Raw genomic sequence first — 24,946 nt, forward strand, 5'->3', positions numbered from 1 at the left:
GCAACAGCTGCCGCTACGGCGCCGGGCTCGCCGTCCCGGCGGTCAGAAACCGGTCAGCACCGGGGCCTGCCCGACCGGGCGCAACATGCCCGGCAGGACGGCGCGCAGCGCGGCGTCCCGCCCCGGCGGCAGGTCGAGGCGGACCGTGAAGACCGTCTCGGCGGCCAGCGCGTCGGCGGCCTCCGGCGTCAGCTCCAGCAGCAGCCGGTCGCCGTCCAGCGTCAGCGCCCGCAGCCCCTCGCCGGTGCCGCGCCCGTCCTGCCGCGCGATCCAGTACCTGTCCTCCAAGGTGGACAGGCAGAACTGCGCGCCCTCCTGGTCGCCGGCCCTCTCGGCCAGGAACAGCATCCGGTGGCCGTGCTCCTGCTGGTGATCGAACAGCCTCGCCGTCATCCCGGCGGCCGGCGCGTACGAGAGCTCGCCGTCGATCGGCAGCGGCTCCTCCGGGGTGTCGCGCCAGAAGCCGTAGCGCGCGGCGTAGTCGTCCGCCAGCCCGATGGGCACGGCGGTGGGCAGCGCCGACAGCAGCCAGGCGGGCGGCTCCAGCCGGGCGAAGGCGGTCAGCTCCGCCAGCGCCGCCGCCGGCGGCACCTCCTCGAACGGCTGCTCGGCGTGGCTCACCCGCCCGCGGTAGCCCCGGCTGCCCGGCGCGAACTCCAGCTCGCACGTGCACCACGTGCCGGCCCCGGCCAGGTAGGACAGCTCGCGCAGCCGCCGGAAGGGCCCGTCGAGGCCCAGGCCCGCCGCCGGCAGCTCGCGGCCGTCGCGGGTGATGGCGGTGCGCCCGTGCGCCCCCACCTGGTCATGCCGCATCCCGAGCCGTGACCAGCCCGGCCCGGCCGCGGCGCGCACCCGGTCGCCGATCTCCATCCACAGGGCCTGCGCCTCCTCCTGCCGGGAGGAGTAGTGCACGCGGCGGTCGGACGTCATCGTCATCGTTCCTTTCCGGAGGTCGTCGCGGTGAGGTGGTCGTGCAGGCGGCGGGTCTCGCGCAGCAGGTCGCTGGTCCCCTTGCGGGCGGCCGCCGCGCGCACCTCGGGCAGCTCGCCGCGGGCGCCGCTCCACTCGGCGGCCGACGCGGCGAGCGCCACGAACCTGGCCAGCCCGTTGTGCGGGCGTTCGCCCGGTCGCGGCAGCAGCACCGGCAGCGCCGCGGCGGCGATCCGCCACACCTGCTCGTACGCGCCGCCGCGGGCCGCCGCGTCGAGCACGGCGACGACGTCGACCATCCGCACCTCGCCCGCGCTCACCAGCAGGGCGAGCTGCCGGCCGAGCTCGCGCTCCGGGAGCTCGCCGCGCGCGGCCGTCTCCAGCAGCACCTCCAGCGACTCCGGCATCCTGGGGTCGCCCAGCACCCGTGCCAGCAGCAGCGCGGACGCCGCCCCGGCCGGGCCCTCGGCGCGCGCCACGGCGAGCGCCTGCTCCGGCCCGACGGGCTCCTCGTTCCAGTGACGCCGCAGCACGTACGGGGCCAGGTGCGCCGCCGCGACCTCGCCGTGCGCGGGCAGCATCGACGGCCACCACGCCAGGTGCTCGGGGTCGGCGTGCCGCTCGGCGTCGCCGAGCATCAGGTCGACCAGCGGCAGCCCGGTGCGGACGCCGCCGCAGGACGGGACCAGGGCGATCGTGTGACGGTGGCCCCGGTCGCGCCAGTCGTGCTCGGGCCCCTCGTCGCCGCACCGCCACTCCAGCGTCGTCCCGGGCTCGGGGCAGGTCCAGGCGGCCACGATCCGGCCCGCCGGGGAGGTCAGCCGGGCGGCCCGGGCGGCCGCGCCGGGGTCAGGGATGCGCGGCAGGCGCAGCAGGGCCTGCTGGAGGTCGGCGGCCAGCGGCTTGGCCCCGGCCGCCTCCAGCACCTCCAGCCGCCGTACCAGCTCGGCCGCGGCCACGTGCCCGGTGTCGTGCGTGGGCGTGGCCAGCAGCAGCGGCGGCAGGCCGCCCTCCTCGACGGCCCGCAGGACCTCGGCGCCGCGGTGCAGCAGCAGCCGGTGCGGTGCGGCCAGGCGGTGGACGGGCATCATGCGCAGCCAGGCGCGCTGCTCGGGCGCGTCCCCGAGCAGCGACAGCACGGCGGCGGTCAGCCAGTGGCCGGCCGTCCGCCAGCTCTCCTCGCGGTACTGCCAGTACGTCCACTGGCGGTGCGGCGGCTCCAGCGCCGCGGCCAGGCCGTCGCGGTCGCGCGCGGCCAGCGTGACGAGCCCGGCCAGCGCGCGTTCCCACCGCTGCCAGCCGCGCACGCCGTCGTCCCATAACAGCCGGCGCAGCTCGCCGGGGGTGCCGGGCGGGGGCTCCAGCGGGCGGGCGCGTTCGGCGGCGGGCGGCAGCGGCGGCGGCACGTACGCGGGCGGCGCCTCGGCCACCACGCCGCCGTCGAAGACCGGCGCGACCCGGCGGCCGAGGTCGGGCGGCAGCAACTCCACGGCCTCGCGGACGGCGGCGCGCCCCTCCTCGCCCATGCCGCCCACGTGGGCCAGGGCCAGCTCCACGGCCTGCTCCTGCAGCTCGCGCGAGTCGGCGGCGAACGCCCTGGCCAGCGGCGCGGCCACCACGTCCGCCAGCCGGGGCTCGCGCCGCACCGAGGCGCGCAGCCACGCCAGGCCCGCGCGGACCAGCTTGCGCTCGGCGCGGAACAGCAGCGCCTCCCACGCCTCCGCGAGATCATCGCCGGTCAGGGGCGCGCCCGCGCGCAGCCGGCGGGTGGCCAGCTCGGCGACCGGGCCGGGCGCGGCGGGCAGCAGCCGCAGGTAGTCGCGGGCGTGCGCGGCCACCTCGGCGGGGGAGGGGTCGAGTGCTTCGTGCAGGCGTACGAAGAAGCGCAGGTCGATGCCGGTGCCGCCGCGCAGGAAGCGGCTCAGGCAGCCCCCGGTCAGGGTCTCGCGCTTGACCCGGCCGCTGTCCGCCAGGCCGGGCAGCGCGCGCAGCCAGCCCCGGCGCGGGTCGTTCTCCCACTGCAGCGCCCGGCCCACCCCTTCGGCCTCGAACAGGCGCGGCAGCAGCTGGTCGAGCAGCGGGTCGTCGCGCAGCCCGGCCGCCGGTGGGGTGCTCACCCAGCCGGCCACCAGCACGTCGTGCGGCGGCGGCGTGACGCCGGTCTCGCGCAGCAGGGCCAGCGCGAGCGCCATGCCCCGGTCGTCGGCCCTGCGGAGGCGCAGCACCAGCCGCCCGGCCAGGTCGGCGCGCCAGGCGGCGGGCCGGCCGGCGAGGACGCGCAGCACGAGGTCCACGTCGTTGTCGGCGCCGGCCCAGCGGGGCGCGTACTCGCGCCGGTACAGCCACGACGCCACCGCCGCCGCGCCGCCCAGGGTGGCCGCGCCCGCCACGCGCAGCACGACGGCGTAGTCGACCAGGCCGTCGTCCCACCGGTCGAACCGGCCGCGCAGCTCCTTCAGCAGCTCCGGCAGCCGCGCCGCGACCTCCTTGCGGTCGTCCTCGCCGAGGGTCTCCAGCCGCTCGGTGAGCCGTTCGGCGTGCCGCGCCTCGATCAGCTTCCTGATCTCGCCCCAATGATCCATGGCGGGGACGGTAACGGCCCCCGCCGACAATTCGGCTCGCTCGCGCCCCCCGGCCGAGCCGGTGGCGGGCTCCGGCGGGTACGCGGGCCGGCGTCAGCGGCCGGGCGGGTTGGACTCACACCAGGTGAACAGGTCGCGGACGACGATCTCCTCGCGGGGGCGCGGCGGGACCGGAGGGTCGGCCACGGGCTCGCCCGGGAGCTCGTCGTCGTCGGCGGGGATCAGCGGGTCGCCGTTCATGACTCCACGATGGCGGCCCGCGGAGATCGACCGCAGCCGGACAGGAGGAGTCGGGGGGTGAGTAAGGACACAATGCCGGAAACGACAGCGGCGGCCCCGCTTCGCGAGCGGACGCCGCCACGTGTGCCGGGCCGGATGCGCGACCGGCCGGATCACCACCAATCCCAGTCGTCCCCCCAGGGGCCGCCCCACCAGCGCCGGCGCCAGCGGCAGCGGCGGCGGCGCCAGCGGCGGCGGCCGCAGCCCCCTCCTTGGTGGAAGCCCGATCGTCCGGTCATGATGTCCTCCCCTCTCCACCTCCGACGCTAGTGCGGAAAAGGGGACAGAACGTCCGATATGCGCCTATTTCGCGGTCGTTTGACGGCGATTTCACGACGTAAAGCGCTCAGTCCACGAGGTCCACCGGCGTGCCGCCGGCACGCAGCCCGGCCACCAGCTCCGGGTCGGCCTCCCGGCCCGTCACGAGCAGGTCCACCTCGGCCAGGTCGCACACCGGGGCGAGCCCCGTACGGCCCAGCTTGGAGGAGTCGGCGAGCACGACGTGCCGCCGGGAGGCGCCCAGCATCTTGCGCTTCATCTCGGCTTCGAGCAGGTTGAGCCCGGTGACGCCGGCCGCCGGGTGCACGCCGTGGCAGGTCAGGAAGAGCGTGTCGGCGTGGATGCGTTCGAGCATGGGCGCGCCGAGCGGGTCGACCAGCGCGTGCGTGACGGGGGGTGTGGCTGATGCCGTTGGCGTCGCGAAACCTGGACGTAACGGAATACAAGCATGAGAGTTTCGCTTGCGCCAGATCCAATTTGCGCTTCCGCAAGTGACCCGCTGGAGCCCGGGATATGATGAGACCTTGACAAAATATCGCTAGCTCACATCATTATTACCTATGACACGGCAAGCGCCCACGCACCTGGCCGGGGCACGACCCGAGGCCGGGACCGACCAGCGTCAAGGCACGTCCGCCCCGCCGCGGCGCGCGCGGGACGACCGCCGGGTGGCGTGGCTGTTCCTGCTGCCGGTGCTGGTGGGCTTCGTGGTCTTCTACGCCTACCCGACGATCCGGGGCGTCTGGTACTCCTTCACCGACTACAGCCTGCTCGACGAGCCGGCCTACGTCGGCGGCGACAACTACCGGCAGCTCGTCGGCGACGCGCAGTTCTGGAACGCGCTCAAGGTCACCGGCTACTACGTGGTCGTCAACATCGTCTCGCAGACCGTCGTCGCGCTCGGCCTGGCGGCGCTGATGCACCGGCTGACCCGCTCGGTCCTCCTGCGCGCGACGCTGCTGGTGCCGTGGCTGGTGCCGAACGTGACGATCGGCCTGCTGTGGGCCTGGCTGCTGGACCCCGACCTCGGGTACGTCAACCACCTCATCGGCCTGACCGGGCTCGACACCACGTTGTCGTTCAACTCGCCGGACTGGGCGATGCCCCTGGTCGCGCTGGTCAACAGCTGGACCTTCACCGGCTACACCGCGCTGCTGCTCTACGCGGGGATGCTGCAGATCCCGCCGCACCTGTACGAGGGCGCGGCGATCGACGGCGCGGGCGAGTGGCGCATGTTCCGCTCGATCACGCTGCCGCTGCTGCGGCCGATCCTGGCGCTGGTGCTGGTGGTGTCGCTGATCGGCTCGTTCCAGATCTTCGACACCGTCGCGGTCGTGTACGGCGGCAAAGCGCCCATCCCGGAGACCCGGGTCATCTACTACTACATCTTCCAGCGGGCGTTCACCTACTTCGACATGGGTTACGCCTCCGCCGTGGCGATGGTCCTCGTGGTCATTCTCGGCGTGCTGACGACCCTGCAGCTCCGGATGCTGCGCGCGTCGAGTTCGGACCTGGGTTAAGGAGTCATGCCGATGTTGTCCGGATCGAGGATCGGCAGGAGGGCCGCCTGGCTGGCCCTGACCGTCGCGGTCGTGCTCACCGTCTTCCCCTTCTACTGGATGGTCCGCACGGCCCTCACCCCGGCCGCGGACCTCTGGACCGACGCCACCTCGTTATGGCCGCACCGCCCCACGCTGGTCAACTTCGCCCGGCTGCTGAACCTGGTCGGCCCCGAGGCGGCCAGGGCCGCCGGCGGGTCGGGCGCGCGGATCGACTTCCTGCTGTACACGCTGAACTCGGTGGTCTACAGCGGCCTGATCGCCGTCGTGCAGACCTTCTGCTGCGCCATGGCGGGCTACGCCTTCGCCCGGCTGCGCTTCCCCGGCCGGGACGTGGCCTTCGGCGTCATCATCGCCGCGCTGATGGTGCCGCCGATCTTCACGATCCTGCCCAACTTCGTGCTGGTCAAGCAGCTCGGCCTGCTGAACAGCCTGCCGGGCCTGGTGCTGCCCAGCCTCCTCATGACGCCGTTCGCGGTGTTCTTCCTGCGCCAGTTCTTCCTGTCCATCCCCAGGGACGTGGAGGAGGCCGCGACGCTGGAGGGCGTCGGCCGGTGGGGCATGTTCTGGCGGATCGTGCTGCCCATGAGCCGCGGCCCGCTGATCACCATCGGACTGACCACGGTCGTGTGGAGCTGGAAGGACTACCTGTGGCCGCTGCTGACGGGCAAGGGCGAGGACAGCCGGGTGCTGACCGTCGGGCTCGGCGTGTTCCTCCAGCAGTCGCCGAACACGGCGCCGGACTGGACCGGGCTCATGGCCGGGTCGGTGCTGTCCATCATCCCGGTGCTCCTCCTGCTGATCTTCCTAGGCAGGCGGCTGGTGCAGTCGATGAACTTCTCCGGCATCAAGTGAGGGGGCGCGGCCCGGGGCCACGCCCCCGCACCGCTAGATCCGGCCGAGGGTCAGCCAGCCGGGGACGGTCGCGTCCTGGCCGGCGGTGGCGAAGCGCAGCGGCACGCCGTTCGGCAGCGGGTTGACCGCCCGCAGGAGCAGGGTGTGCTCGCCCTGGGGCAGCCCGCCCGGCACGGTGGTGGCCAGCTCGACGGGCTCGCCCGGCAGGATGCCGGTCAGCTTCCAGGACGTCGTCCAGATGCGGGCGATGCGCCCGTCCCGGCCGGCCAGCGCCACCTGCACCGGCCAGTCGTAGGCGAACGGGGCGACGCCGTCGTCGGCGATCCGGACGGCCACGTCCAGGCCGCGCCGGGTGCGCTCGGCCCGGACCGCGCTCACCCTGAGCTCGTAGCCGAGGGACCTGGCGGCCTTCAGCGCCTCCTCGTAGGCGGCGCCCGTGTAACCGGGGCTGAAGGCATGGTGGTTCAGCAGCCAGGTGGCGTGGGTCTGGGCGACGCTGCCCGCGAAGTCCTTGTCGCCGTCGCCGGGGCAGTCCATCGGGACGTCGAACAGACACCCCTGCAGCTCGGGCCGCAGCTCGCCGGCGACCGTGTCGGTCTTCCACTTGTCGGCCGTGCCGGCCTGCAGCATCAGGTCCATGAAGTGCCAGCCGGGGCCCGGCAGGGTGGAGTAGGCGAAGGAGTCGTCGTGGTAGCCCAGGTCGTGCGCCTTGTTGTCGGCGCCCGGGTAGCGGACCATGAGCCTGGTCCGGTCGAACGCCCTGTCGTAGGCGTCGAGCACCCTGCGCTGCCCGGCGGGGGAGGCGAACCAGTTCTCCGTCCCGGGGTCGCCGTTGTGCGGCCAGGTGTGCCACTCGCCCCAGAAGCCCAGCAGCCCGAGCTGCACGAAGCCCACCCGGGGGTCGCCGTCGTAGCGGCGGCCGAGCGCGGCGATGAACCGGTCGAGCGCGGCCGCGAGGTCCGGGTCGTCGTAGTCGGGCGACACGCTCGCGCCGTCGTTGCCGAAGTCGTCGTACGGGTGCGTCACCAGGCCCTGGTCGAGCAGGAACCGCGGGATGCCGCTGGGCTTGCCCGGATAGTCCAGGTAGAAGCGGAACGCCGCCTGGTGGCCGCGCGCCGCGATGGCGTCGAGCCGCTCCTCCAGCGCCCGCCAGTCGAAGCGGCGCGGGCCCGTCATCACCGCGTTGAGCGGCAGGTAGAACCACTCCATCGAGTGCGGGAACGTCGTGTAGGCGCCGGCGTAGGGGATGAACCCCTTCAGCGGGTTGGCGTCCGGGGCCTCCGCCGCCGCCAGCTCCCGCCAGCCGGGCTGACCGGTGGGGCCGGTCGCGGCCGAGCCGGGGGCGGGCAGCGCCGCGACGGCGGCGGCCAGGAGAGCGGCTGACGCCATCCGCGCGGGGCGGCCGGTCAGGAAGTGGGCCATCGCATCCTCCACGTGACGATCGCCAAGGCACTTATGAGCTGGCCTTGACAAATATTCGATGAGCCACATCATTATTCGAGAGAGCCAACCACGGCAAGAGGGAACTTCTGGGCCCTCGGTCCCGTCCCCCAGGAAGAGGCACCTCGATGATCAACAGGAAGCGGATCGGAGCGGCGCTGCTCGGCGCGCTGCTGGCGGGCACCACGCTCACCGCGTGCGGCGGTTCCGGCAAGGACGAGCCCGGCGACGGTGCGGCGGCCGGTCCGGTCACGCTCGACTACTGGTTGTGGGACGACAAGCAGTTGGCCTCCTACCAGGCCTGCGCCGACGCCTTCCACCAGGCGAACCCGAACATCACCGTCAAGATCACCCAGACGGCCTGGGCGCAGTACTGGCAGAACCTGACCACGCAGCTCGCCGCCGGCGAGGCGCCGGACGTGTGGACCGACCAGGTGTCCTACTATCCGCAGTTCGTCTCCAGCAACCAGATCCTCGACATCCAGCCCTACGTGACCGCCGACAAGATCGACCTCGGCCAGTACCAGGAAGGGCTCGCCGACCTGTGGGTCAAGGACGGCAAGCGGTACGGCCTGCCCAAGGACTGGGACACCGAGGCGATCGTCTACAACAGCGAGATGCTCGGCAAGGCCGGCGTGCGGGCGTCCGAGCTGGCCGACCTCACCTGGAACCCCGCCGACGGCGGAACCTTCGAGCGGGTCATCGCCAAGCTCACCCGGGACGAGCAGGGCCGCGACGGCCTCGACCCCGCCTTCGACAAGGACCACGTCGCGGTCTACGGGTACCTGCCGGAGTGGAACGACGGCTCCCAGGGCCAGAACGGCTGGGGCGAGCTGGCCGCCGCCAACGGCTGGACCTACCTGGACAAGAACCCCTGGGGCACCCGGTTCAAGTACGACGACCCCAAGCTCGTCGAGACCATCGCCTGGTACAAGAAGCTCACCGACAAGGGCTACGCGCCCCGCTTCGACAAGCAGTCGACGCTCGGCATCGACGCCGTGATGAACTCCGGCAAGGCCGCCCTCACGATCGCCGGCTCCTGGACCATCAACACCTACCTCGGTGACGACGCCAAGCAGAAGTTCGCGCTCGCGCCGCTGCCCGTCGGCCCGGCCGGCGCCCGCAAGAGCGCCATCAACGGCCTGTCGGACGCCATCTGGGCGGGCACCGAGAACAAGGACGCCGCCTGGAAGTGGGTGAAGTACCTCGGCTCCACCGCCTGCCAGGACGTGGTCGGCGGCAACGCCGCGGTGTTCCCCGCGATCAAGACCTCGACGGAGAAGGCCCTCGCCGCCCACCAGGCCAAGGGCCGCGACGTGCAGGTGTACGTGGACTACACCAAGACCCCCGGCGGCACCTTCCTGCTGCCGATCACCGAACACGGCACCGAGGTCAGCCAGATCGTCCAGGACGCCATCCAGGCGGTCAGCCTCGGCCGGCTGGAGCCCGCCGAGGCCCTGCAGAAGGCCAACCAGCAGGTCAACGCCCTGTTCGCCTGACCGTTCCGACTGCCCCGTCCGGCGGGAGCCGCGCGAGCCTCCCGCCGGGCGGTCACCGCTGCCCGAAGGAGAACCATGCCCCTGCTCGTCGGCCTGGCCGGCCGTGAATTCGCGGTCGAGCTCACCGGTTCCGAGCCCCCCACGCCCGTCGCCGGCGGCCTCGTCCTGCCGCCCGGCCGGGTCGCGATCCTGCACGGCCTCGACGACGCCCTGTTCTACCGGCACGGCCAGAACTCCTGGAGCCCGTGCGGCTGGCGCCGGCTCAGCGAGCCCCCGCTGCGGATCGCCGACCCGCAGCGGCGCCTGACCGCCGACGACACGGTCTGGGACGACCCGGCCCGCCACCACTCCTCGGCCGTGGCCGCGCTGCAGGGCGCCGACGGGCGGGTGCTGCTGCTGGGCTCCCTCGGGCTGGGCGTGCCCCGCCTGGCCGCCGACCGCGACACGCTGGCCGGCTGGTGCGAGGAGGACGGGGCCCCCTGGTTCCTCGCCTACGGCGAGGAGGAGGAGGTCTTCGCCCGCTACGCCGGCCAGCTCGCCGGGCGCCTGGGCAGCAGCGGCAGGCGGGCGGGCAACGTGTGGTGCACCTGGTACGCCTACTACGAGGGCATCACCGAGCAGGTGCTGCACAAGGACATCGCCGCGCTGGCCGGCCTGCCGTTCGACGTGGCCCAGATCGACGACGGCTGGGAGGCGGCGGTCGGCGACTGGGAGCCCAACGACAAGTTCCCCTCCGGCATGCGGGACCTGACCGAGCGGATCAACGCCGCCGGGATGCGGGCCGGCCTGTGGCTGGCGCCGTTCATCGTGCTGCCCACGTCGGCGACGGCCCGCGAGCACCCCGAGTGGCTGCTGCGCGACGCCGCCGGGCGGCCGGTCGTGGCCGGGCACAACTGGGGCACCCACTACTGGGCGCTGGACCTCACCCACCCCGGCGTGCGGGAGCATCTCACCCGGATGATCCACCGGGTCGTGCACGAGTGGGGCTTCGGCTACCTCAAGCTCGACTTCGTCAACGCGGGCGCCGTCCCCGGCGTCCGGCACTCCGGGGCGCCGCGCGAGCAGGCCTACCGGGACGCGTTCGCCCTGATCCGCGAGGTCGCCGGCCCGGAGGTCTACCTGCTCGGCAGCGGCGCCCTGCTGCTGCCCTCGCTGGGGCTGGCCGACGGGCTGCGCAGCGGCCCGGACGTCGCCCCGCTGTGGACGAACTACGCCAGCGACGACCCCTCCGACGCGATGGCCTACAACGCGATGGTGAACACGCTGCACCGGCTGTGGCAGTCGCCGCTGGCAGAGGTGGACCCGGACGTCGTGTACTTCCGCAGCCGGCTCAACCTGCTCACCGAGACCCAGATGGGCCTGCTGCAGGACCTGGCCGCGATCTGCGGCTTCAAGGCCGTCTCCGACCCGCCGTCGTGGCTGCACCCGGACGAGCTGGACCGGCTCGCCGCCTACCTCGCCGAGCGGCCGGACATCGTCAGGACGGGCCGGTACAGTTTCGCCATCGACGGCCGCGCCGTCGATTTCGGCGCGGCGCTGAACCGGGGGCAGCAGTATCCGATCTCGTGACAGGCGGATAGAATTTCGCTACAACGCAGCATAATTGGGGGGTAGGAGTGCCCGAGATGGCGGGAGCGGACGTCAGCAGGCTCCGTGAGCTCAACTCGCTCAGCATCGTCCGGGCGATGCGGGGCCAGCCGCCCGCCACCGTCACCGAGCTGGCCGCCCGCACCGGCCTGTCCAGGCCGGGTACCGACGTCGTGGTCCGCGGGCTGGTGCACGACGGTTGGGTGCAGGTCGTCGAGCCCGACGGCAGCAGCGTCGGCCGGCCCGCCCGCCGCTACCGCTTCAACGCCGGCGCCGGGCACGTGCTCGGCGTCGACGTCGGCGTCCACAAGATCCTCGTCCTGCTCGCCGACCTCGAAGGGCAGGTGCTGCGCAGCCACCGGCTGCCGGTCGAGCCCGACGCCGACCCGGCCGCGCGCCTGGAGGCCGTCGACGCGGCCATCACCCAGTGCCTGGCCGACGCGGGCATGCGGCCCGACCGGATCTGGGCGGTCACGGTCGGCGTGACCGGCCCGGTCGACACCACGGGCCGCACCACGCTGTTCACGCCGCTGCCCGGCTGGGCTGACGTCTCGCCCGCCGAGCACCTGTCGGCCCGCTTCGGCTGCCCGATCCTGGTCGAGAACGACTGCAAGCTCGCCGCCGTCGCCGAGCGCTGGAAGGGCGCCGCGCAGGACGCCGACGACATCGTCTACCTGCTGGCGGGCATGCGCGTCGGCGCCGGCCTCATCCTCGACGGCACGCTGCGCCGCGGGTACGGGGGAGCGGCCGGCGAGATCGGCGCGCTCAAGGCGGTCCGCTGGCTGTCGGCCCCCTCCCGCTTCGAGAACTGCCCGGGCGTGCCCGACGACATCCACCCCAACGACAAGGCCGCCTGGGTCTTCGAGCGCGCCCGCGAGGGCGACCGGCACGCCCGCGCCGCGCTGCGCCGCTACGTCAAGGACCTGGCCGTGGGCGCGGCGGCGCTCGTGCTGACCCTCGACCCGCAGGTCGTCGTCCTCGGCGGCGGCTACTCCCGCTCGGCCGACCTGCTCATCGACCCGCTGGAGCAGGAGCTGCGCCGGCTGTGCCTGCGCGTGCCCGAGATCCGCGCCTCCGACCTCGGCGCCGACAGCGTCGCCCTCGGCGCGCTGCGCGTGGCCCTGGACCAGGTGGACGCGCGGCTGTTCACCGACGGGATGCCCGCCCCGCTCACCGTTCAGGCCTGACCCGCGACCGCACCCGGGCGGCTTCACTAAGCTGCGGCCATGGCACGGATCCTGCTCCTGCACTCGATGTACGGGCTGCGCCCCGCCGTCCACCAGGCCGCCGAGCGGTTCCGCGCGGCCGGGCACGAGGTGCACGTCCCCGACCTGTACGACGGCCGCGTGGTCGCCGACGCCGAGGAGGCCATCGCGATCAAGGAGGAGATCGGCCGCGACGAGCTGCTGAAGCGCGCCGTGGCCGCCGCCGCGCCGCTCTCCGTCGCCGGCGGCGCGGAGGAGGGCCTGGTGTACGCGGGCTTCTCGCTCGGCGCGGCCATCGCGCAGAACCTCGCGCTCGGTGACGAGCGCTCCCGGGGCCTGCTGCTGATGCACGGCACCTCCGACCTGCCCGACGGCGTCTCCGCCGACGACCTGCCGGTGCAGCTGCACGTGGCCGACCCCGACACCGCCGAGCCCGCCGACTGGCTCAACGCCTGGTACATCCGCATGCGGCGGGCCCGCGCCGACGTCGAGGTGTTCCGCTATCCCGGCGCCGGCCACCTGTTCACCGACCCCGAGCTGCCGGACTACGACGAGCGGGCCGCCGAGCGGGCCTGGGCGGTCGCCCTCGGCTTCGTCGCCGGGCTGTGAGCGCCGGTCACAACCAGTCGAGCGACTTGGTGACCGCCTTCTGCCAGCCGGCGTAGGCCCGCTCCCGCTGCTCCGGGCTCCACTGCGGCTCCCACCGCCGGTCCTCGGCCCAGTGGGAGCGCAGCTCGTCCTGGTCGCGCCAGTAGCCCACCGCCAGCCCGGCCGCGTACGCCGCCCCCAGCGCGGTCGTCTCGGCGACCACCGGCCGGCTGACCGGCACGCCCAGGATGTCGGACTGGAGCTGCATGCACAGGTCGTTCGCGGTCACCCCGCCGTCCACCCGCAGCACGTCGAGCACCACGCCGGAGTCGCGCTGCATGGCCTCGACCACGTCGCGGCTCTGGTAGCAGATCGCCTCCAGCGTGGCCCTGGCCAGGTGCCCGTCGGTGTTGTAGCGGGACAGCCCGACGATCGCGCCGCGCGCGTCGGCCCGCCAGTACGGCGCGAACAGCCCGGAGAAGGCCGGGACGAAGTACACGCCGCCGTTGTCGGCGACCTGCCGCGCCAGCGCCTCGCTCTGCGCCGCCGTGGTGATGAGGCGCAACTGGTCGCGCAGCCACTGCACGGCCGAGCCGGTCACCGCGATCGAGCCCTCCAGCGCGAACACGGCCGGCTCGGCGCCGAACTGGTAGGCGACCGTGGTGAGCAGCCCGCTCTGCGAGCGCACCCGGTCGGTGCCGGTGTTGAGCAGCAGGAAGTTGCCGGTGCCGTAGGTGTTCTTGGCCTCGCCGGGGGAGAAGCACACCTGGCCGACCGTGGCCGCCTGCTGGTCGCCGAGGATCGCGGTGATCGGCACCTCGCCGCCGAGCGGGCCGTAGCGGGACGTCACGCCGTAGGCGCCGGGGTCGGCGGACGGGCGGATCTCCGGCAGCATCGAGCGCGGCACGCCGAAGAACGACAGCAGCTCGTCGTCCCAGTCGAGCGTGTCGAGGTCCATCAGCATGGTGCGGCTGGCGTTGGTCACGTCGGTGATGTGCACGCCGCCGTTGGGGCCGCCGGTCAGGTTCCACAACGTCCAGGTGTCGGTGGTGCCAAAGGCGGCCTCGCCGCGCTCGGCGGCCGCGCGCACGCCGTCGACGTTCTCCAGGATCCACTGGATCTTGCCGCCGGAGAAGTACGCCTCCGGCCGCAGCCCGGTGCGGTCGCGGATGACCTGCCCCCGGCCGTCGCGGTCGAGCGCCGCGGCGATCTCGCCGGTGCGGGTGTCCTGCCAGACGATCGCGTTGCAGTACGGCCGCCCGGTGCGCCGGTTCCACACCACCGTGGTCTCGCGCTGGTTGGTCAGGCCCAGCGCGGCCAGGTCGCTGTCGTGCAGGCCGGAGCGCTGGAGCGTGGTCTCGATGACGGCGGCGGTCCTGGTCCAGATCTCGATCGGGTTGTGCTCCACCCAGCCGGCCCGCGGCAGGATCTGCTCGTGCTCGAGCTGGAACCTGGCGACCTCCGCGCCCTCATGATCGAAGATCATGAAGCGGGTGCTCGTCGTGCCCTGGTCCAGGGCCCCTACGAAGTCCGGCATGTCGTACTCCCTCGCTCTCCCTCTGCCGCCCGCTCAGTCGGAGGGCTTCACGGTGTCGCGGTCCTCGTCGCGGGGGAGGTAGCGGGCGATGCACGCCTGGTAGAGGCCGGCGCCGAGGACGCCGCCGGCCAGCGGGCCCACGATCGGCACCCAGAAGTACAGGTCGCCGTACTGGTCGCGCCAGGCGCCGCCGTAGCCGGTGAGGTAGCTCGCCAGGCGCGGCCCGAAGTCGCGGGCCGGGTTGATCGCGTAGCCCGCGTCGGTGCCGAGCGACATGCCGATGGCGACCACCAGCAGGCCGATGACGACCGGCCCCAGGTTCGCGCCCGGCGCCATGTTCAGCACGTCGGACAGGGCGAAGATCACGAACATCAGCACGGCGGTGCCGATCACCTGGTCGCGCAGCGCGCCGAACTGGCCGACCGGCAGCGTGCCGTTGCCCGGCAGCGTCGAGAACACGCCCTGCGTCTTGATCGTGTGGCCGGGGTCGACGGCCGACAGGACCTCGGTGTAGTTCCAGCGGACCAGCAGCGCTCCGGCGAACGCGCCGGCGGTCTGCGCCAGCGCGTACGGCAGCACCTTGCGCCACTCGAAGCCGCGGAAGACCGCGAAGCCCAGCGTGACCGCCGGGTTGAGGTGCGCGCCCGTGGTGCGGCCGGCGACGTACACGCCGAGCGCGACCCCGATGCCCCACGCCCACGCGATGCTGTCGTGGCCGCCGAGCCCGCCCGCGACCACCTGCGCCACGACGCCCGCGCCGAACACGATGAGCACCATCGTGCCGGCGAACTCGGCGATCAGCTCGCCGGTCAACCCCCTGCCGCGCAGCGCCACCACCGCTCCTCCAATCCCCAGGTGATCCCTTCCCCATCCAGGGAATGCATACGCTCTGGATGTGCACAATAACGGAAAGTGAGACATGGGCGATGGGGATCACCGGCGCGCTCGACGCGCGCGACCGCCAGGGATGCCTGGACCGGCTCCGGGCGCAGACCTTCGACGTGCTGGTGGTCGGCGGCGGGGTGACGGGCGCCGGCGCGGCCCTGGACGCCGCCTCGCGCGGGCTGCGGGTGGCGCTCGTGGAGAGCCGCGACCTCGCCGCCGGCACGTCGAGCCGCTCCAGCAAGCTCATCCACGGCGGGCTGCGCTACCTGGAGCAGTTCGACTTCAAGCTGGTACGCGAGGCGCTGAAGGAACGCGACCTGCTGGTCTCCCGGCTGGCCCCGCACCTGGTGCACCCGGTGACGTTCCTGTACCCGGTGCGCAACCGGGTGATCGAGCAGCCGTACGTGGCGGCGGGCCTGACGTTGTACGACGCGCTGGAGGGCGTGCGCCGCCCGATGCCCCGCCACCGCAACCTGTCGCCGAAGGAGGCCCGCCGCCTGGTGCCCGGCCTGCGCCCCGACGTGCTGAGCGGCGGCGTCATCTACTACGACGCGCAGGTGGACGACGCCCGCTTCACCCTCGCCCTGGCCCGCACGGCCGCCGCGCACGGCGCGGCCATCACCACCAGGACGTCCGTCGTGGCGCTGCTGCGGGACGAGCGCGGCGAGCGCGTCGTCGGCGCCCGCGTCCGCGACGAGGAGAGCGGCGCCGAGCTGGAGGTGTCGGCCGACGCCGTGGTGGTGTGCGCCGGCGTGTGGACCGGCCCGGTGACGGGCCTGCCCGGCGGCGCCGAGCCCGGCTTCCGGGTCAGGATGTCGAAGGGCGTGCACGTCATGGTGCCCGGCGAGGCCATCGACTCGCACACCGGCCTGATCATCCGCACCGAGAAGAGCGTGCTGTTCATCATCCCGTGGACCCGGCGCCGCTGGATCGTCGGCACCACCGACACCGACTGGGAGGGCGACCGCGCCGAGCCGGCCGCCACCGGCGAGGACGTCGACTACATCCTCCAGCACGCCAACGAGGTGCTGGCCAGGCCGCTGACCAAGGACGACGTCGTCGGCCTGTTCGTCGGGCTGCGCCCGCTGGTGGCCGCCGACGAGAGCGCCGCGACGACCAAGCTGTCCCGCGAGCACGTGGTGGACGTGCCGATCCCCGGCCTCGCGGCCATCGCCGGCGGCAAGTACACGACCTACCGCATCATGGCCAGGGACGTGATCGACGCCGCGCTCGAAGGCTACGACGTGCCCGGCTCGGTCACCGACCGGCTGCCGCTGGTCGGCGCGGACGGGCTGCCCGCGCTGGAGCTGTCCGCCGACCGGCTGGCCGAGGACCACGACCTCGAACCGGCCACCGTCCGCTACCTCATCCGCCGCTACGGCACGCTCGCCCTGGAGGTGCTCGACCTGGTCGCCGCCGACCCCTCGCTCGCCGAGCCGCTGATCGAGCCGGGCCCGTGGCTGCGGGCCGAGGTCTGCTACGCCGTCACCCACGAAGGCGCCCTGCACGCCGAGGACATCGTCGCCCGGCGCACCCGGATGCTCATCGAGTCCAGCGAGCTGGCCGAGCGGGCCGCGCCGCTCATCGCCCGGCTGATGGCGGACCGGCTCGGCTGGGACGAGCCGCGGGTGGAGCGGGAGACGGCCGCGTGCCTGCGGCTGGTCGAGGCGGAGCGCACCGCCCTGGCCGAGGCCAGGACGGCCGCGCACGACCTGGCCCAGTGATGAGCCGGGTGATCAGCCCAGTGATCAGCCGGGTGATCAGCCGGGTGATCAGCCGGGCGTCGCGGCCGGCTCCGGCGGGTCCAGTCGTTCGAAGACGAGCTGGGTGCGGCGCACGGCGCGCACCCCGTACACCTCGGCGATCAGCTCGGGGGTGAGGACCCGGCCGGGCGGCCCGCCCGCGACGATCCGGCCGGCGTGCATGACGTAGAGGCGGTCGCAGAAGGCGGCCGCCTGGTTGAGGTCGTGCAGCACGGCCAGGGTCGCGAGACCCAGCTCGCGCACCAGGTGCAGCAGGTCGAGCTGGTGGCGCACGTCCAGGTGCGAGGTGGGCTCGTCCAGCAGGAGCAGGCGGGTGTCCTGGGCCAGGGCGCGGGCGAGCAGCACGCGCTGCTTCTCGCCGCCGGACAGGGTCGCGAAGATCCGCCCGGCGGCGCCCGCCAGGCCGACGCGGTCGAGCGCCGCCGCGCACCGCTCCGCGTCGGCCGCGGCGTCCGGCCGGTACGGCGTCCGTCCCATGGCGACGATCTCGGCCACCGTGAAGTCGAGGTCGGCCGGGGTCTCCTGGGCCATGACGGCGATCCGCCTGGCCGCCTCGCGGGCGGGCAGCCGGTGCACGTCGTCGCCGTCCACCGCGACGAGCCCGGCCGAGGGGCGCAGCGCCCGGTAGACGCCGCGCAGCAGCGTGGACTTGCCGCAGCCGTTCGGCCCGACCAGGCCGACGAACTCGCCGTCGGCCACCCGCAGCCCGGCCCCGTGCACGACCGGGACGCCGTCCGGCGCGACGGACACCCCGCTCAGGCCGAGCCTCACGTGACGCTCACCGCCCGGTCCACCGAGCGGCGGCGCAGCAGCCACAGGAAGAACGGCACGCCGAACAGCGCCGTGACGACGCTGAGCGCCAGCTCCCGCGGCGCGTCGACGGTCCGCGCGGCGATGTCCGCGAGCTGCAGGAACACCGCCCCCAGCAGGGCGCTGACGGGCAGCACCCGGCGGTGGTCGGCGCCGGTGAGCAGCCGGGCGGCGTGCGGCACGATGAGGCCGACGAACGCGATCGCCCCGCTGGTGGCCACCAGCACGCCGACCAGCAGCGAGGTCAGTACGAACAGGGTCAGGCGGAGGCGGCCGACGGGCACGCCGAGGGAGACGGCCGTCTCCTCGCCGGCGGCCAGCGCGTTCAGCTGCCGGTGCTGGAGCAGCAGGTACGTCACCGCCCCCACGACCAGCACCAGCACCGCCCCGAACGAGGCCCCCGAGGAGATCCCGAGCAGGAACGGGTCGGCGAGGGGGTTGCGCACCAGCGCCTGCAGCACCGCCCCGACCACCGACAGCCCGGCCCCCACCAGCAGCGCCAGCAGCGCGCGCGGCAGCCGGAACTCCCACACGATCTGCTCCTGCACCGGCGTCCAGGTGCGCGGCACGACGCCGGGGACGAGGCGGTCGGCCACGATGCCCCACGCCTGGGGCAGGGCGACGTGCACCGCGCCGATGCTCACCGCGAGGCACGTCGCGGCGACGCCGGCGGCGGCGAGCGCGGCGACGAGCAGCACGAAGTGGCCGGAGCGGCCGGGGCGGGCGGGGCGGCCGGAGCGGGCGGAGCGGGCGGGCCGGGCCCTGGCCGGGCTCCGCGACAGGATGCGGGTCATCGCGTGAAGGCGTCCGGGTGCAGGAACCGGGCGAGGTCGGTGACGGCCAGGAGGTTGCGGTAGCCGGGGTGCTGGGCCGCCACGGGAAGGGCCAGGTAGCGCCCGTGCTCGGCGGCCGGGCTGTTCCGCGCGACGGCGAACGCCTCCGCGGCCTTGGCGGGGGCGCTCGGCATGTCCTCGCCGCGCAGCGTGGCGTAGTCGCTGACCAGCAGCGCCTCGGGCCGGGCGGCGCTGATCCGCTCGGCGCTGACCTCGGTGTAGTCGCCCTCGACGTCGGCCAGCACGTTCTCGCCGCCGGCCAGAGTGATCATCTGGTGGGTGACGCCGGAGCCGCCGTAGGCGTTGACCGGGCCCTTGCCGCCGTCCGTGGCCAGCACCTTGACCGGGGCGCGGCCCTCGACGCGCTTCCTGACGTCGGCCAGCCGGGCCCGCAGCTCGGCGGCCAGCCGCTCGGCCCGGTCGGGGACGCCGAAGATGCGGCCGAGGTTGCGCAGGTCGGTGAAGGTGTCGTCGAGGGTGAAGCGGAGCACCTCCTCGGGGCTGCACCAGCCGCCCAGGATGTAGACCGGCGAGCCGGCGGCGTCCAGCTCCTCCACGGTGGCGTAGCCGCCGGCGGCGTCGAAGCTCGCCATCGCGTTGTCCAGGACGAAGTCGGCGCCCTGGGCGAGCATGACCTCCTTCTGCGGCAGCATGATCGTCGGCGAGAGCTGGGGGATGCGGTCGTACTGCTCCTTCTGACCCGGCAGGAACGCGCTCTCGCCGAAGAAGGTGCGGCCCGCGACCCGGTCGCCCAGGCCGAGCGCGAGCAGGGTCTCCAGGGCGGGGTGGTAGCCGGTCACCACCTTGGCCGGCGGGCGGTCGAAGGTCAGCGTGCGCCCGCAGTTCTCGACCGTGACCGGGAACCCGGCCGCCGCCCCCGCCGTCCGGCGCGCGGCGGGGGTGGGGGCGGGGGCCGCCGCCGAGCAGGCGGTCAGCGCCAGGGCCGCCACCAGGGCGAGCGCCTTCCTGAGGACGGGGACGGGACGGGGCGGGCGGCGCATGCGGTGGGTCTCCGGTGGTGAGAGGCGGCACTGATCGCCGCCATTCTGCACATAATTCGCAATTGCCAGCAACTCGCAAGTAAGGGCGGCTCCGCTCAGGGCGAGCCGGGCTCGGCGGGGTCGACCAGGCCCGTGCGGTAGGCGACGACGACCAGCTGCGCCCGGTCGCGCGCCCCCAGCTTCGCCATCGCCCGGCTCACGTGCGTGCGCACCGTGGCCGGGCTGAGGAACAGCGCCGCGCCGATCTCGGCGTTGCTCAGCCCCCGGCCCACCAGCGCCAGGACCTCGCGCTCGCGCCCGGTCAGCGCCGCCAGCCGGTCCCCGGCGGCCCGCGCCACCCGGCGCTGCCGGGCGAAGCGGCCGATGAGGCGGCGGGTGATGCGCGGCGCGAGCAGCGCGTCGCCGCCGGCGATCACCCGGATCGCGTGCAGGAGCTCGCCCGGCCCCGCGTCCTTGAGCAGGAAGCCGCTCGCGCCGGCCTGCAACGCGTCGAAGACGTACTCGTCGGTGTCGTAGGTGGTCAGGATGAGGACCCGGACCCGCTCCAGCTCGGCCGTGCGGGCGATCTCGGTGGTGGCCTGGATGCCGTCCAGGCGCGGCATCCGGATGTCCATGAGGACTACGTCCGGGCGGGCGGCGCGGGCCCGCTCCACGGCCTCGGCGCCGTTCACGGCCTCTCCCACCACCGTGATGTCGTCCTCCAGGTCGAGCAGGACCTTGAAGCCGGAGCGCACCAGCCCCTCGTCGTCGGCGAGCAGCACCCTGATCGGGGACGGCGCCGCGCTCACCGGGGCGACCCCGCCGGCGCGAGGGGCAGCCGCGCCCGGACCTCGAACCCGCCGCCCGGGACCGGCCCGGCGTCGAGCTCGCCGCCCAGCAGCAGGCAGCGCTCGCGCATGCCGGTGATGCCCCGCCCGGGCGGCCCGGCCGCCGGGCGGCCCGCGCGCCCGGCGGCCGGGCGGCCGCCCGCGTCGGTGACGCGCAGCTCCAGCCTCGGCGCCCGGGTGCAGCGCCACCGTCACCCGGGTCGGCCCGGCGTGCCTGAGCACGTTGGTGATCGACTCCTGGAGGATCCGGTAGACGGCGCCGCCCACCGCGCTCGGCAGCGGCACGGCGGCCGGGCTCTGCTCCAGCGTGAGGTCCAGCCCGGCCGCGCGGGCCTTGGCGGCCAGCTCGCCGACCTGCGCCAGCCCCGGGTAGGGCGCGCGGCCGTCGCCGTCGTCCGCCTCGTCGTCGCGCAGCACCCCGAGCACGGCCCGCATCTCGCGCAACGCCCGCGCGCTGGTCTCCTCGATGACCCGCAGCGCCTCGCGCGCCGCCTCGGGCCGCCTGCCGAGCACGTGCGCGCCCACGCCGGACTGCACGTTGATGATCGCGATGGCGTGCGCCACCGTGTCGTGCACCTCGCGGGCGATCCGCAACCGCTCGGCGTCGGCCCGCGCCCGCGCCTCGTCCTCGCGGGTGCGCTCGGCCAGCTCGGCGCGCCGCTCCGCCTCGGCCGCGGCGACCCGCCGCGAGCGCACCGACTCGCCGAGCGCCGCGCTCATCACCGACGCGCCGATCCGGAAGAACACCCAGCCGATGGCGGCGCGCGGCTCCACGCCGGCCGCGGCGGCCAGCCAGGCGACGGCGAGCACCGCGACGCCCGCGCCCGCCGTCACCAGCGACCGGCGCCCGTCGCCGTACGCGGCCAGCGTGTACAGCGCGACGAACAGCCCGAGCCAGCCGGGCCCGTCCGGGAAGCCGAGCCCGTAGTAGACGAGGCTGGTCAGCCCGGCGACCGCGAACACCGCCGCAGGCCACCGCCGGCGGAACGCCACGGCCAGGCCGCTCACCACCAGCAGGACGTACCCGAGGCTCCCCGCGTCGGCGAGCGGCCGCGCCGCGCCCTCGGCGGCGACGCGCGCCACGGTGCCCTGCACCTGCATCACGGTGACGAAGAGCGCGAGCAGCACGTCCTGCGCCGGTGCCGGCAACCGCCACGACAGCACGCGGTGTCCCATGCGGCCGATCCTACGGTCGCGCGCCCCGCCCGCCGTCGGCCGGCAGGCGCGGCCCGCCTACCACGCAGGGCGTACCGGAGCCGCGCCGGCTACGCGCGACGGCGTACCGGACGGCCGCCCCCGGCAGGACGCCGCGCCGCCCGGGCGGCGCGACGATCGGGCCCATGACCTCCCTCCTCCCCACCGGCACCGGCGCCGGTCGCCGGACGGCCGGGACCGGCCTGTGGCTCGTCACCGGCCTCACCCTGATCCTGCTGCTGACCAGGAACCTCCTGCCGGGCGTGCTGTTCCCCGCGCTGCTGCTCGCGCAGACGGCGTTCACGTTCCTGCACGGCGCCCGCCGCTACGGCCCGCGCGCGATCCTGGTGTTCTACGCGGTCACACTGGTGGTCAGCAACGCCCTGGAGAACCTCAGCATCTCCACCGGCTTCCCCTTCGGCCACTACCACTACACGCAGGGGCCGCAGCTCCTCCAGGTGCCGCTGATGATCGGCCCCGCCTACGCGGTCACCGGCTACCTGGCCTGGACGGTCGCCACCCTCCTCGTCGGCGAGGTGCGCCCCGGCGCGGACCGGCTGACCACCGTCGGCACGCCGGTCGTCGCCTCCTTCGCCATGGTCGCCTGGGACCTGTCGATGGACCCCACCCTCGCCACCGTGCGGAAGATGTGGATCTGGGAGAACGGGGGCGGGTTCTTCGGCGTGCCCCTGGTCAACTTCCTCGGCTGGTCGCTGACGACGTACGCCTTCCTGCAGCTGTTCGCGCTGTACCTGCGCCGCCGCGGCCCGCGCGCCGAGCCGGGCCCCGCCTCCCCGGCCCAGCCCCTGGTGCTGTACGCGGGGACCGCGGCGACGTTCCTCCTCACGTACGTGACGGGCGAGCGCACCACCGTGACCGACGCCGCCGGGCACACCTGGCGCAGCGCCGACATCTACGAGACGTCGGCGCTGACCACGATCTACGGGATGCTCTTCATCGCCCTCCTCGCGGCGCTCGCCCTCGCCCGCCGCCGGGCCCGCCGCGAGTAGCCGGGCCGCTCAGCCGGGCGCGGGCCGCTGGAGGAGAAGCTGCTCGCCGAGCGGCACCTCGGCGGCCGGCAGCCCGCCGGGACCGGCCGGCAGGCCCCGCAGGGTGACCGTCACGCCGGCGTCGGCCAGGCGCCGCAGCCGGGTCTGCGGCACGCGGCTGGTGAACCCCGCGGTCGCCAGGTCGATCAGCACGCCGGTGTCCGGCGGCAGGACGTCCAGGGCGAGCTGGAGCTGGCCGATGGCGAAGGAGTCGATCTGGCCCTCGATGCGCAGGTGCCCGGCCTCGGCGAACATGCGGTACTGCGGCGCCGGGCTGCCCGCCGAGGACAGCGGGTGGAACGTGGCCAGGTGCCGGAGCCGGTCCACGTCCGCCTGCTCCCGGTCGAACGCGCACAGGCCGGTCACCGGGTGCTCCGACATGAACCGGTCGGCCACGACCTCCCACCGCAGCCACGCCGCCAGCCGCTCCTCGTCGGCGACGAGCGGCGTGTTGTCGGCCGCCACCCTGATGCCGCTGTAGCCGTCGGCCTGCGCCTGCGCCAGTGCGGTGGCGAAGGTGGCGTGCTGGGCCGCCGCGTCCACCACGCCGGACGGCCCGTACACCTCGGCGATGCTCGCCACCCGCACGACGCCCGGGCCGAGCCGGTCGTCCAGCCGGGCCGCGACGTCCGCGCCGGGGTCGGCGCAGACGTACATCAGCCGCTCGTTCCTGGCCGCCCCCTCGGCCAGGAACGGCTCCGCGAGCGCGGCGAAACCGTCAGGACCGGTGAACACCCACCCGATGTGGTCGTGCGGCTTCATCCGCAGACATTCGAGACGCGGGCCGTGACTACGCATATCAACCTCGCCCTCCGGATCCCTGGATCCAGCATCACATCGGGGGCCGGGCACGCCCAGCCCTGTCGCCCGCCTACTGCTGCCAGACGGTGTAGGAGATGTCGAGCGGCGCGTTCTCGTCGCCGCGCGGCGGGATGGCGGCGATCCGGACGGCCACCACGTTGTGCTCGGCGGTGCGGGCGCAGGCCCACCCGCCGGCCTTCATGTCGGCCATCGCGACCTGCTGGTACTGGCGGGTCCTCAGCTCCGCCGCGCACGAGGCGGCGGTGGGCCGGCGCCGGACGGGCGCGATCGGCTCGGCCCCGCCGCCCGCGGTCCACAGCTCGCGGTACGGGCTGACGTACCACAGGTCGCTGCTCCCGGGCACGATCGTGCCGATCCTGCCGGTCTCGACGTCGAGGTAGTCCTGGTCCTTCAGCGAGGCCGTGCCCTCGTTCAGGACCTCGCCGGCGGCGGGGACGGCCGTCGCCGCGGGGGAGGACTGCGCGGCGGACGGCTGGGCGGAAGGCGTGCTGGACGGGGTGAACGGGGTGGACGGGGTGGGCGACGGGGCGGGGCGGGCGTCGTCGCCGCTGCGGTGCCGGCCGGCGGAGCCGCGCCGGCCGGTTCGGCGGCCTCGCCCCGCCACGGCTGGACGACCAGCGCCACGGCGGCGGCTCCGGCGACCACCACCGTCACCGCGGCGGCCACCAGCAGCGGACGCCGCCCACGCCCGGCCGCCGGGACGGTGCCCGAGGCCCAGGTCGTCTCCGCGGCCGGCTGCCGCGGCCCCGGCGCGGCGGCGCTCTCCAGGTACACGACCCGCGTCCAGGCGTCCTCCCAGGCCCGCAGGCCGGGCCCGGTGACGCCGCAGCCCTCGGCGAAGGTCAGCAGGAACGCCTTGCTCGGCCGCTTCTTGCCGGTCAGCACCTCCGACTGGGAGGCCGGCGCGAGCGGCGGCTTGTGGTGACGCCTGGCCCACCGCTGCAGGTCGCGGGTGGAGGGCCGGTCGGCGGCGGCGTGCAGCATGCGCAGCCGCTGCAGCAGGTCGTCCCAGGTCCGTACGCCGGCCAGGTCCAGGCCGTCCTCGCCGGAGGGCTGCTCGGCCATCGGCCACCACCTCTCGACATCCTTCGATCGCCACGGTGAGCAACCGAAAGCATACGGACCGGTACTTGATCGAACAGGGGAATCTCCTGGGATGGACGCGATGATGCGGATCCGTCACCGGCCGCGCACGGCGCGCACCAGATCCGCGACCGCGCCGATGATCTCGGCGCGGCGCGCGCCCGGCGTGCCCCGGACGGCGAGCAGGACGGTCAGGACGGCGGTGACCCCGGCGATCACGGTCAGGGCGATCACCGTCGCCGCGGCCACGGCGACCGGGTCGAGGGCGTTCACTTCGGCAGCCTCCGAGCGAGGGCGGGGGCGCCGGCCCGTCCGGCGCCCGATGCCTCGATGCAAGCG

At 74.3% G+C, this 24,946-nt stretch carries 23 protein-coding genes and 1 pseudogene; 8 read left to right on the top strand and 16 right to left on the bottom strand.

Going from position 1 to position 24,946, the window contains the following annotated elements:
* Positions 1 to 42 precede the first annotated feature (42 nt).
* From MF672_RS33460 to MF672_RS33475, 4 genes are all read right to left on the bottom strand, one after another.
* Positions 43 to 930 carry a hypothetical protein gene (locus MF672_RS33460; protein WP_242382894.1) on the bottom strand — a complete coding sequence of 296 codons (888 nt, stop codon included), beginning with the start codon at positions 928 to 930 and terminating at the stop codon, positions 43 to 45.
* Between the two features lie 2 nt (positions 931 to 932).
* Positions 933 to 3,512: a DUF7824 domain-containing protein gene (locus tag MF672_RS33465; protein WP_247815540.1), complete on the bottom strand. Its 2,580-nt coding sequence runs from the start codon at positions 3,510 to 3,512 to the stop codon at positions 933 to 935.
* A gap of 93 nt (positions 3,513 to 3,605) precedes the next feature.
* A complete protein-coding gene (locus tag MF672_RS33470) occupies positions 3,606 to 3,752 on the bottom strand; it encodes a hypothetical protein (RefSeq protein ID WP_242382153.1) in 147 nt (48 codons plus the stop codon).
* Between the two features lie 385 nt (positions 3,753 to 4,137).
* Complete coding sequence (locus MF672_RS33475) at positions 4,138 to 4,542, bottom strand: DeoR/GlpR family DNA-binding transcription regulator (protein ID WP_308210652.1); 405 nt, start codon at positions 4,540 to 4,542, stop codon at positions 4,138 to 4,140.
* A gap of 88 nt (positions 4,543 to 4,630) precedes the next feature.
* On the opposite strand from MF672_RS33475, the gene MF672_RS33480 reads away from it, so the two are divergent.
* Positions 4,631 to 5,590, top strand: a complete 960-nt coding sequence (locus MF672_RS33480) for a carbohydrate ABC transporter permease (protein ID WP_242382155.1) — start codon at positions 4,631 to 4,633, stop codon at positions 5,588 to 5,590.
* A 12-nt stretch (positions 5,591 to 5,602) separates the two neighbouring features.
* Positions 5,603 to 6,484, top strand: a complete 882-nt coding sequence (locus MF672_RS33485; protein ID WP_242382156.1) for a carbohydrate ABC transporter permease — start codon at positions 5,603 to 5,605, stop codon at positions 6,482 to 6,484.
* 33 nt (positions 6,485 to 6,517) lie between these two features.
* On the opposite strand, the gene MF672_RS33490 is transcribed toward MF672_RS33485, so the two are convergent.
* Positions 6,518 to 7,906, bottom strand: coding sequence for a hypothetical protein (locus tag MF672_RS33490; RefSeq protein ID WP_242382157.1), 1,389 nt, complete (start codon positions 7,904 to 7,906; stop codon positions 6,518 to 6,520).
* Positions 7,907 to 8,052: 146 nt separating this feature from the next.
* Here MF672_RS33490 and MF672_RS33495 point away from each other — a divergent pair, with 146 nt between their 5' ends.
* The 4 genes from MF672_RS33495 to MF672_RS33510 all read left to right on the top strand — a co-directional run bounded on the left by MF672_RS33495 (position 8,053) and on the right by MF672_RS33510 (position 12,824).
* Positions 8,053 to 9,423: an ABC transporter substrate-binding protein gene (locus tag MF672_RS33495; protein WP_242382158.1), complete on the top strand. Its 1,371-nt coding sequence runs from the start codon at positions 8,053 to 8,055 to the stop codon at positions 9,421 to 9,423.
* Positions 9,424 to 9,498: 75 nt separating this feature from the next.
* Positions 9,499 to 10,992, top strand: a complete 1,494-nt coding sequence (locus tag MF672_RS33500; RefSeq protein WP_242382159.1) for a glycoside hydrolase family 36 protein — start codon at positions 9,499 to 9,501, stop codon at positions 10,990 to 10,992.
* Positions 10,993 to 11,048: 56 nt separating this feature from the next.
* Positions 11,049 to 12,197 carry an ROK family transcriptional regulator gene (locus MF672_RS33505; protein ID WP_242382160.1) on the top strand — a complete coding sequence of 383 codons (1,149 nt, stop codon included), beginning with the start codon at positions 11,049 to 11,051 and terminating at the stop codon, positions 12,195 to 12,197.
* 39 nt (positions 12,198 to 12,236) lie between these two features.
* The gene (locus tag MF672_RS33510; protein WP_242382161.1) at positions 12,237 to 12,824 is read left to right on the top strand and encodes a dienelactone hydrolase family protein; all 588 of its coding nucleotides are present in this window, start codon (positions 12,237 to 12,239) and stop codon (positions 12,822 to 12,824) included.
* Between the two features lie 7 nt (positions 12,825 to 12,831).
* Here MF672_RS33510 and glpK read toward each other — a convergent pair whose 3' ends face one another.
* Positions 12,832 to 14,340 carry a glycerol kinase GlpK gene (gene glpK / locus MF672_RS33515; RefSeq protein WP_242382162.1) on the bottom strand — a complete coding sequence of 503 codons (1,509 nt, stop codon included), beginning with the start codon at positions 14,338 to 14,340 and terminating at the stop codon, positions 12,832 to 12,834.
* A 33-nt stretch (positions 14,341 to 14,373) separates the two neighbouring features.
* Complete coding sequence (locus tag MF672_RS33520; protein WP_302893323.1) at positions 14,374 to 15,174, bottom strand: MIP/aquaporin family protein; 801 nt, start codon at positions 15,172 to 15,174, stop codon at positions 14,374 to 14,376.
* Positions 15,175 to 15,266: 92 nt separating this feature from the next.
* Between MF672_RS33520 and MF672_RS33525 the strand changes: the two genes are divergently transcribed.
* Complete coding sequence (locus tag MF672_RS33525) at positions 15,267 to 16,949, top strand: glycerol-3-phosphate dehydrogenase/oxidase (RefSeq protein ID WP_242382163.1); 1,683 nt, start codon at positions 15,267 to 15,269, stop codon at positions 16,947 to 16,949.
* A 48-nt stretch (positions 16,950 to 16,997) separates the two neighbouring features.
* Here MF672_RS33525 and MF672_RS33530 read toward each other — a convergent pair whose 3' ends face one another.
* The 5 genes and pseudogenes from MF672_RS33530 to MF672_RS51875 all read right to left on the bottom strand — a co-directional run.
* A complete protein-coding gene (locus MF672_RS33530) occupies positions 16,998 to 17,759 on the bottom strand; it encodes an ABC transporter ATP-binding protein (protein WP_242382164.1) in 762 nt (253 codons plus the stop codon).
* On the bottom strand, positions 17,756 to 18,592 hold the full coding sequence (locus MF672_RS33535; RefSeq protein WP_242382165.1) for a FecCD family ABC transporter permease: 837 nt from the start codon (positions 18,590 to 18,592) through the stop codon (positions 17,756 to 17,758). Before MF672_RS33535 ends, MF672_RS33530 begins: the two co-directional genes overlap by 4 nt.
* The gene (locus MF672_RS33540) at positions 18,589 to 19,632 is read right to left on the bottom strand and encodes an ABC transporter substrate-binding protein (protein ID WP_242382166.1); all 1,044 of its coding nucleotides are present in this window, start codon (positions 19,630 to 19,632) and stop codon (positions 18,589 to 18,591) included. Before MF672_RS33540 ends, MF672_RS33535 begins: the two co-directional genes overlap by 4 nt.
* 95 nt (positions 19,633 to 19,727) lie before the next feature.
* The gene (locus MF672_RS33545; protein WP_242382167.1) at positions 19,728 to 20,420 is read right to left on the bottom strand and encodes a response regulator transcription factor; all 693 of its coding nucleotides are present in this window, start codon (positions 20,418 to 20,420) and stop codon (positions 19,728 to 19,730) included.
* Positions 20,421 to 20,921: 501 nt separating this feature from the next.
* Positions 20,922 to 21,635 (bottom strand): annotated as a pseudogene (locus tag MF672_RS51875) (histidine kinase dimerization/phosphoacceptor domain-containing protein); the annotation flags it as partial.
* A gap of 164 nt (positions 21,636 to 21,799) precedes the next feature.
* Between MF672_RS51875 and MF672_RS33555 the strand changes: the two are divergent.
* Positions 21,800 to 22,663: a carotenoid biosynthesis protein gene (locus MF672_RS33555; RefSeq protein ID WP_242381232.1), complete on the top strand. Its 864-nt coding sequence runs from the start codon at positions 21,800 to 21,802 to the stop codon at positions 22,661 to 22,663.
* Between the two features lie 9 nt (positions 22,664 to 22,672).
* Here MF672_RS33555 and MF672_RS33560 read toward each other — a convergent pair whose 3' ends face one another.
* The 4 genes from MF672_RS33560 to MF672_RS33575 all read right to left on the bottom strand — a co-directional run bounded on the left by MF672_RS33560 (position 22,673) and on the right by MF672_RS33575 (position 24,880).
* A complete protein-coding gene (locus MF672_RS33560; protein ID WP_242381233.1) occupies positions 22,673 to 23,464 on the bottom strand; it encodes an MEDS domain-containing protein in 792 nt (263 codons plus the stop codon).
* 109 nt (positions 23,465 to 23,573) lie between these two features.
* The gene (locus tag MF672_RS33565) at positions 23,574 to 23,867 is read right to left on the bottom strand and encodes a hypothetical protein (RefSeq protein WP_247815541.1); all 294 of its coding nucleotides are present in this window, start codon (positions 23,865 to 23,867) and stop codon (positions 23,574 to 23,576) included.
* 68 nt (positions 23,868 to 23,935) lie between these two features.
* Positions 23,936 to 24,589, bottom strand: a complete 654-nt coding sequence (locus tag MF672_RS33570) for a hypothetical protein (RefSeq protein WP_247815542.1) — start codon at positions 24,587 to 24,589, stop codon at positions 23,936 to 23,938.
* 114 nt (positions 24,590 to 24,703) lie between these two features.
* Positions 24,704 to 24,880: a hypothetical protein gene (locus MF672_RS33575; RefSeq protein ID WP_242381235.1), complete on the bottom strand. Its 177-nt coding sequence runs from the start codon at positions 24,878 to 24,880 to the stop codon at positions 24,704 to 24,706.
* Positions 24,881 to 24,946: the final 66 nt, after the last annotated feature.

Source organism: Actinomadura luzonensis (assembly GCF_022664455.2).
Taxonomy (GTDB): Bacteria; Actinomycetota; Actinomycetes; order Streptosporangiales; family Streptosporangiaceae; genus Nonomuraea; species Nonomuraea luzonensis.

Bases quoted from the DNA above. Each gene is read 5' to 3' on its own strand.
- MF672_RS33535 (WP_242382165.1), bottom strand. From the start codon at position 18,592: ATGACCCGCATCCTGTCGCGGAGCCCGGCCAGGGCCCGGCCCGCCCGC.
- MF672_RS33500 (WP_242382159.1), top strand. From the start codon at position 9,499: ATGCCCCTGCTCGTCGGCCTGGCCGGCCGTGAATTCGCGGTCGAGCTC.
- MF672_RS33480 (WP_242382155.1), top strand. From the start codon at position 4,631: ATGACACGGCAAGCGCCCACGCACCTGGCCGGGGCACGACCCGAGGCC.
- MF672_RS33490 (WP_242382157.1), bottom strand. From the start codon at position 7,906: ATGGCCCACTTCCTGACCGGCCGCCCCGCGCGGATGGCGTCAGCCGCT.
- MF672_RS33525 (WP_242382163.1), top strand. From the start codon at position 15,267: ATGGGGATCACCGGCGCGCTCGACGCGCGCGACCGCCAGGGATGCCTG.
- MF672_RS33510 (WP_242382161.1), top strand. From the start codon at position 12,237: ATGGCACGGATCCTGCTCCTGCACTCGATGTACGGGCTGCGCCCCGCC.
- MF672_RS33485 (WP_242382156.1), top strand. From the start codon at position 5,603: ATGTTGTCCGGATCGAGGATCGGCAGGAGGGCCGCCTGGCTGGCCCTG.
- MF672_RS33560 (WP_242381233.1), bottom strand. From the start codon at position 23,464: ATGAAGCCGCACGACCACATCGGGTGGGTGTTCACCGGTCCTGACGGT.
- MF672_RS33555 (WP_242381232.1), top strand. From the start codon at position 21,800: ATGACCTCCCTCCTCCCCACCGGCACCGGCGCCGGTCGCCGGACGGCC.
- MF672_RS33495 (WP_242382158.1), top strand. From the start codon at position 8,053: ATGATCAACAGGAAGCGGATCGGAGCGGCGCTGCTCGGCGCGCTGCTG.
- MF672_RS33570 (WP_247815542.1), bottom strand. From the start codon at position 24,589: ATGGCCGAGCAGCCCTCCGGCGAGGACGGCCTGGACCTGGCCGGCGTA.
- MF672_RS33460 (WP_242382894.1), bottom strand. From the start codon at position 930: ATGACGTCCGACCGCCGCGTGCACTACTCCTCCCGGCAGGAGGAGGCG.
- MF672_RS33540 (WP_242382166.1), bottom strand. From the start codon at position 19,632: ATGCGCCGCCCGCCCCGTCCCGTCCCCGTCCTCAGGAAGGCGCTCGCC.
- MF672_RS33470 (WP_242382153.1), bottom strand. From the start codon at position 3,752: ATGAACGGCGACCCGCTGATCCCCGCCGACGACGACGAGCTCCCGGGC.
- MF672_RS33505 (WP_242382160.1), top strand. From the start codon at position 11,049: ATGGCGGGAGCGGACGTCAGCAGGCTCCGTGAGCTCAACTCGCTCAGC.
- glpK (WP_242382162.1), bottom strand. From the start codon at position 14,340: ATGCCGGACTTCGTAGGGGCCCTGGACCAGGGCACGACGAGCACCCGC.
- MF672_RS33465 (WP_247815540.1), bottom strand. From the start codon at position 3,512: ATGGATCATTGGGGCGAGATCAGGAAGCTGATCGAGGCGCGGCACGCC.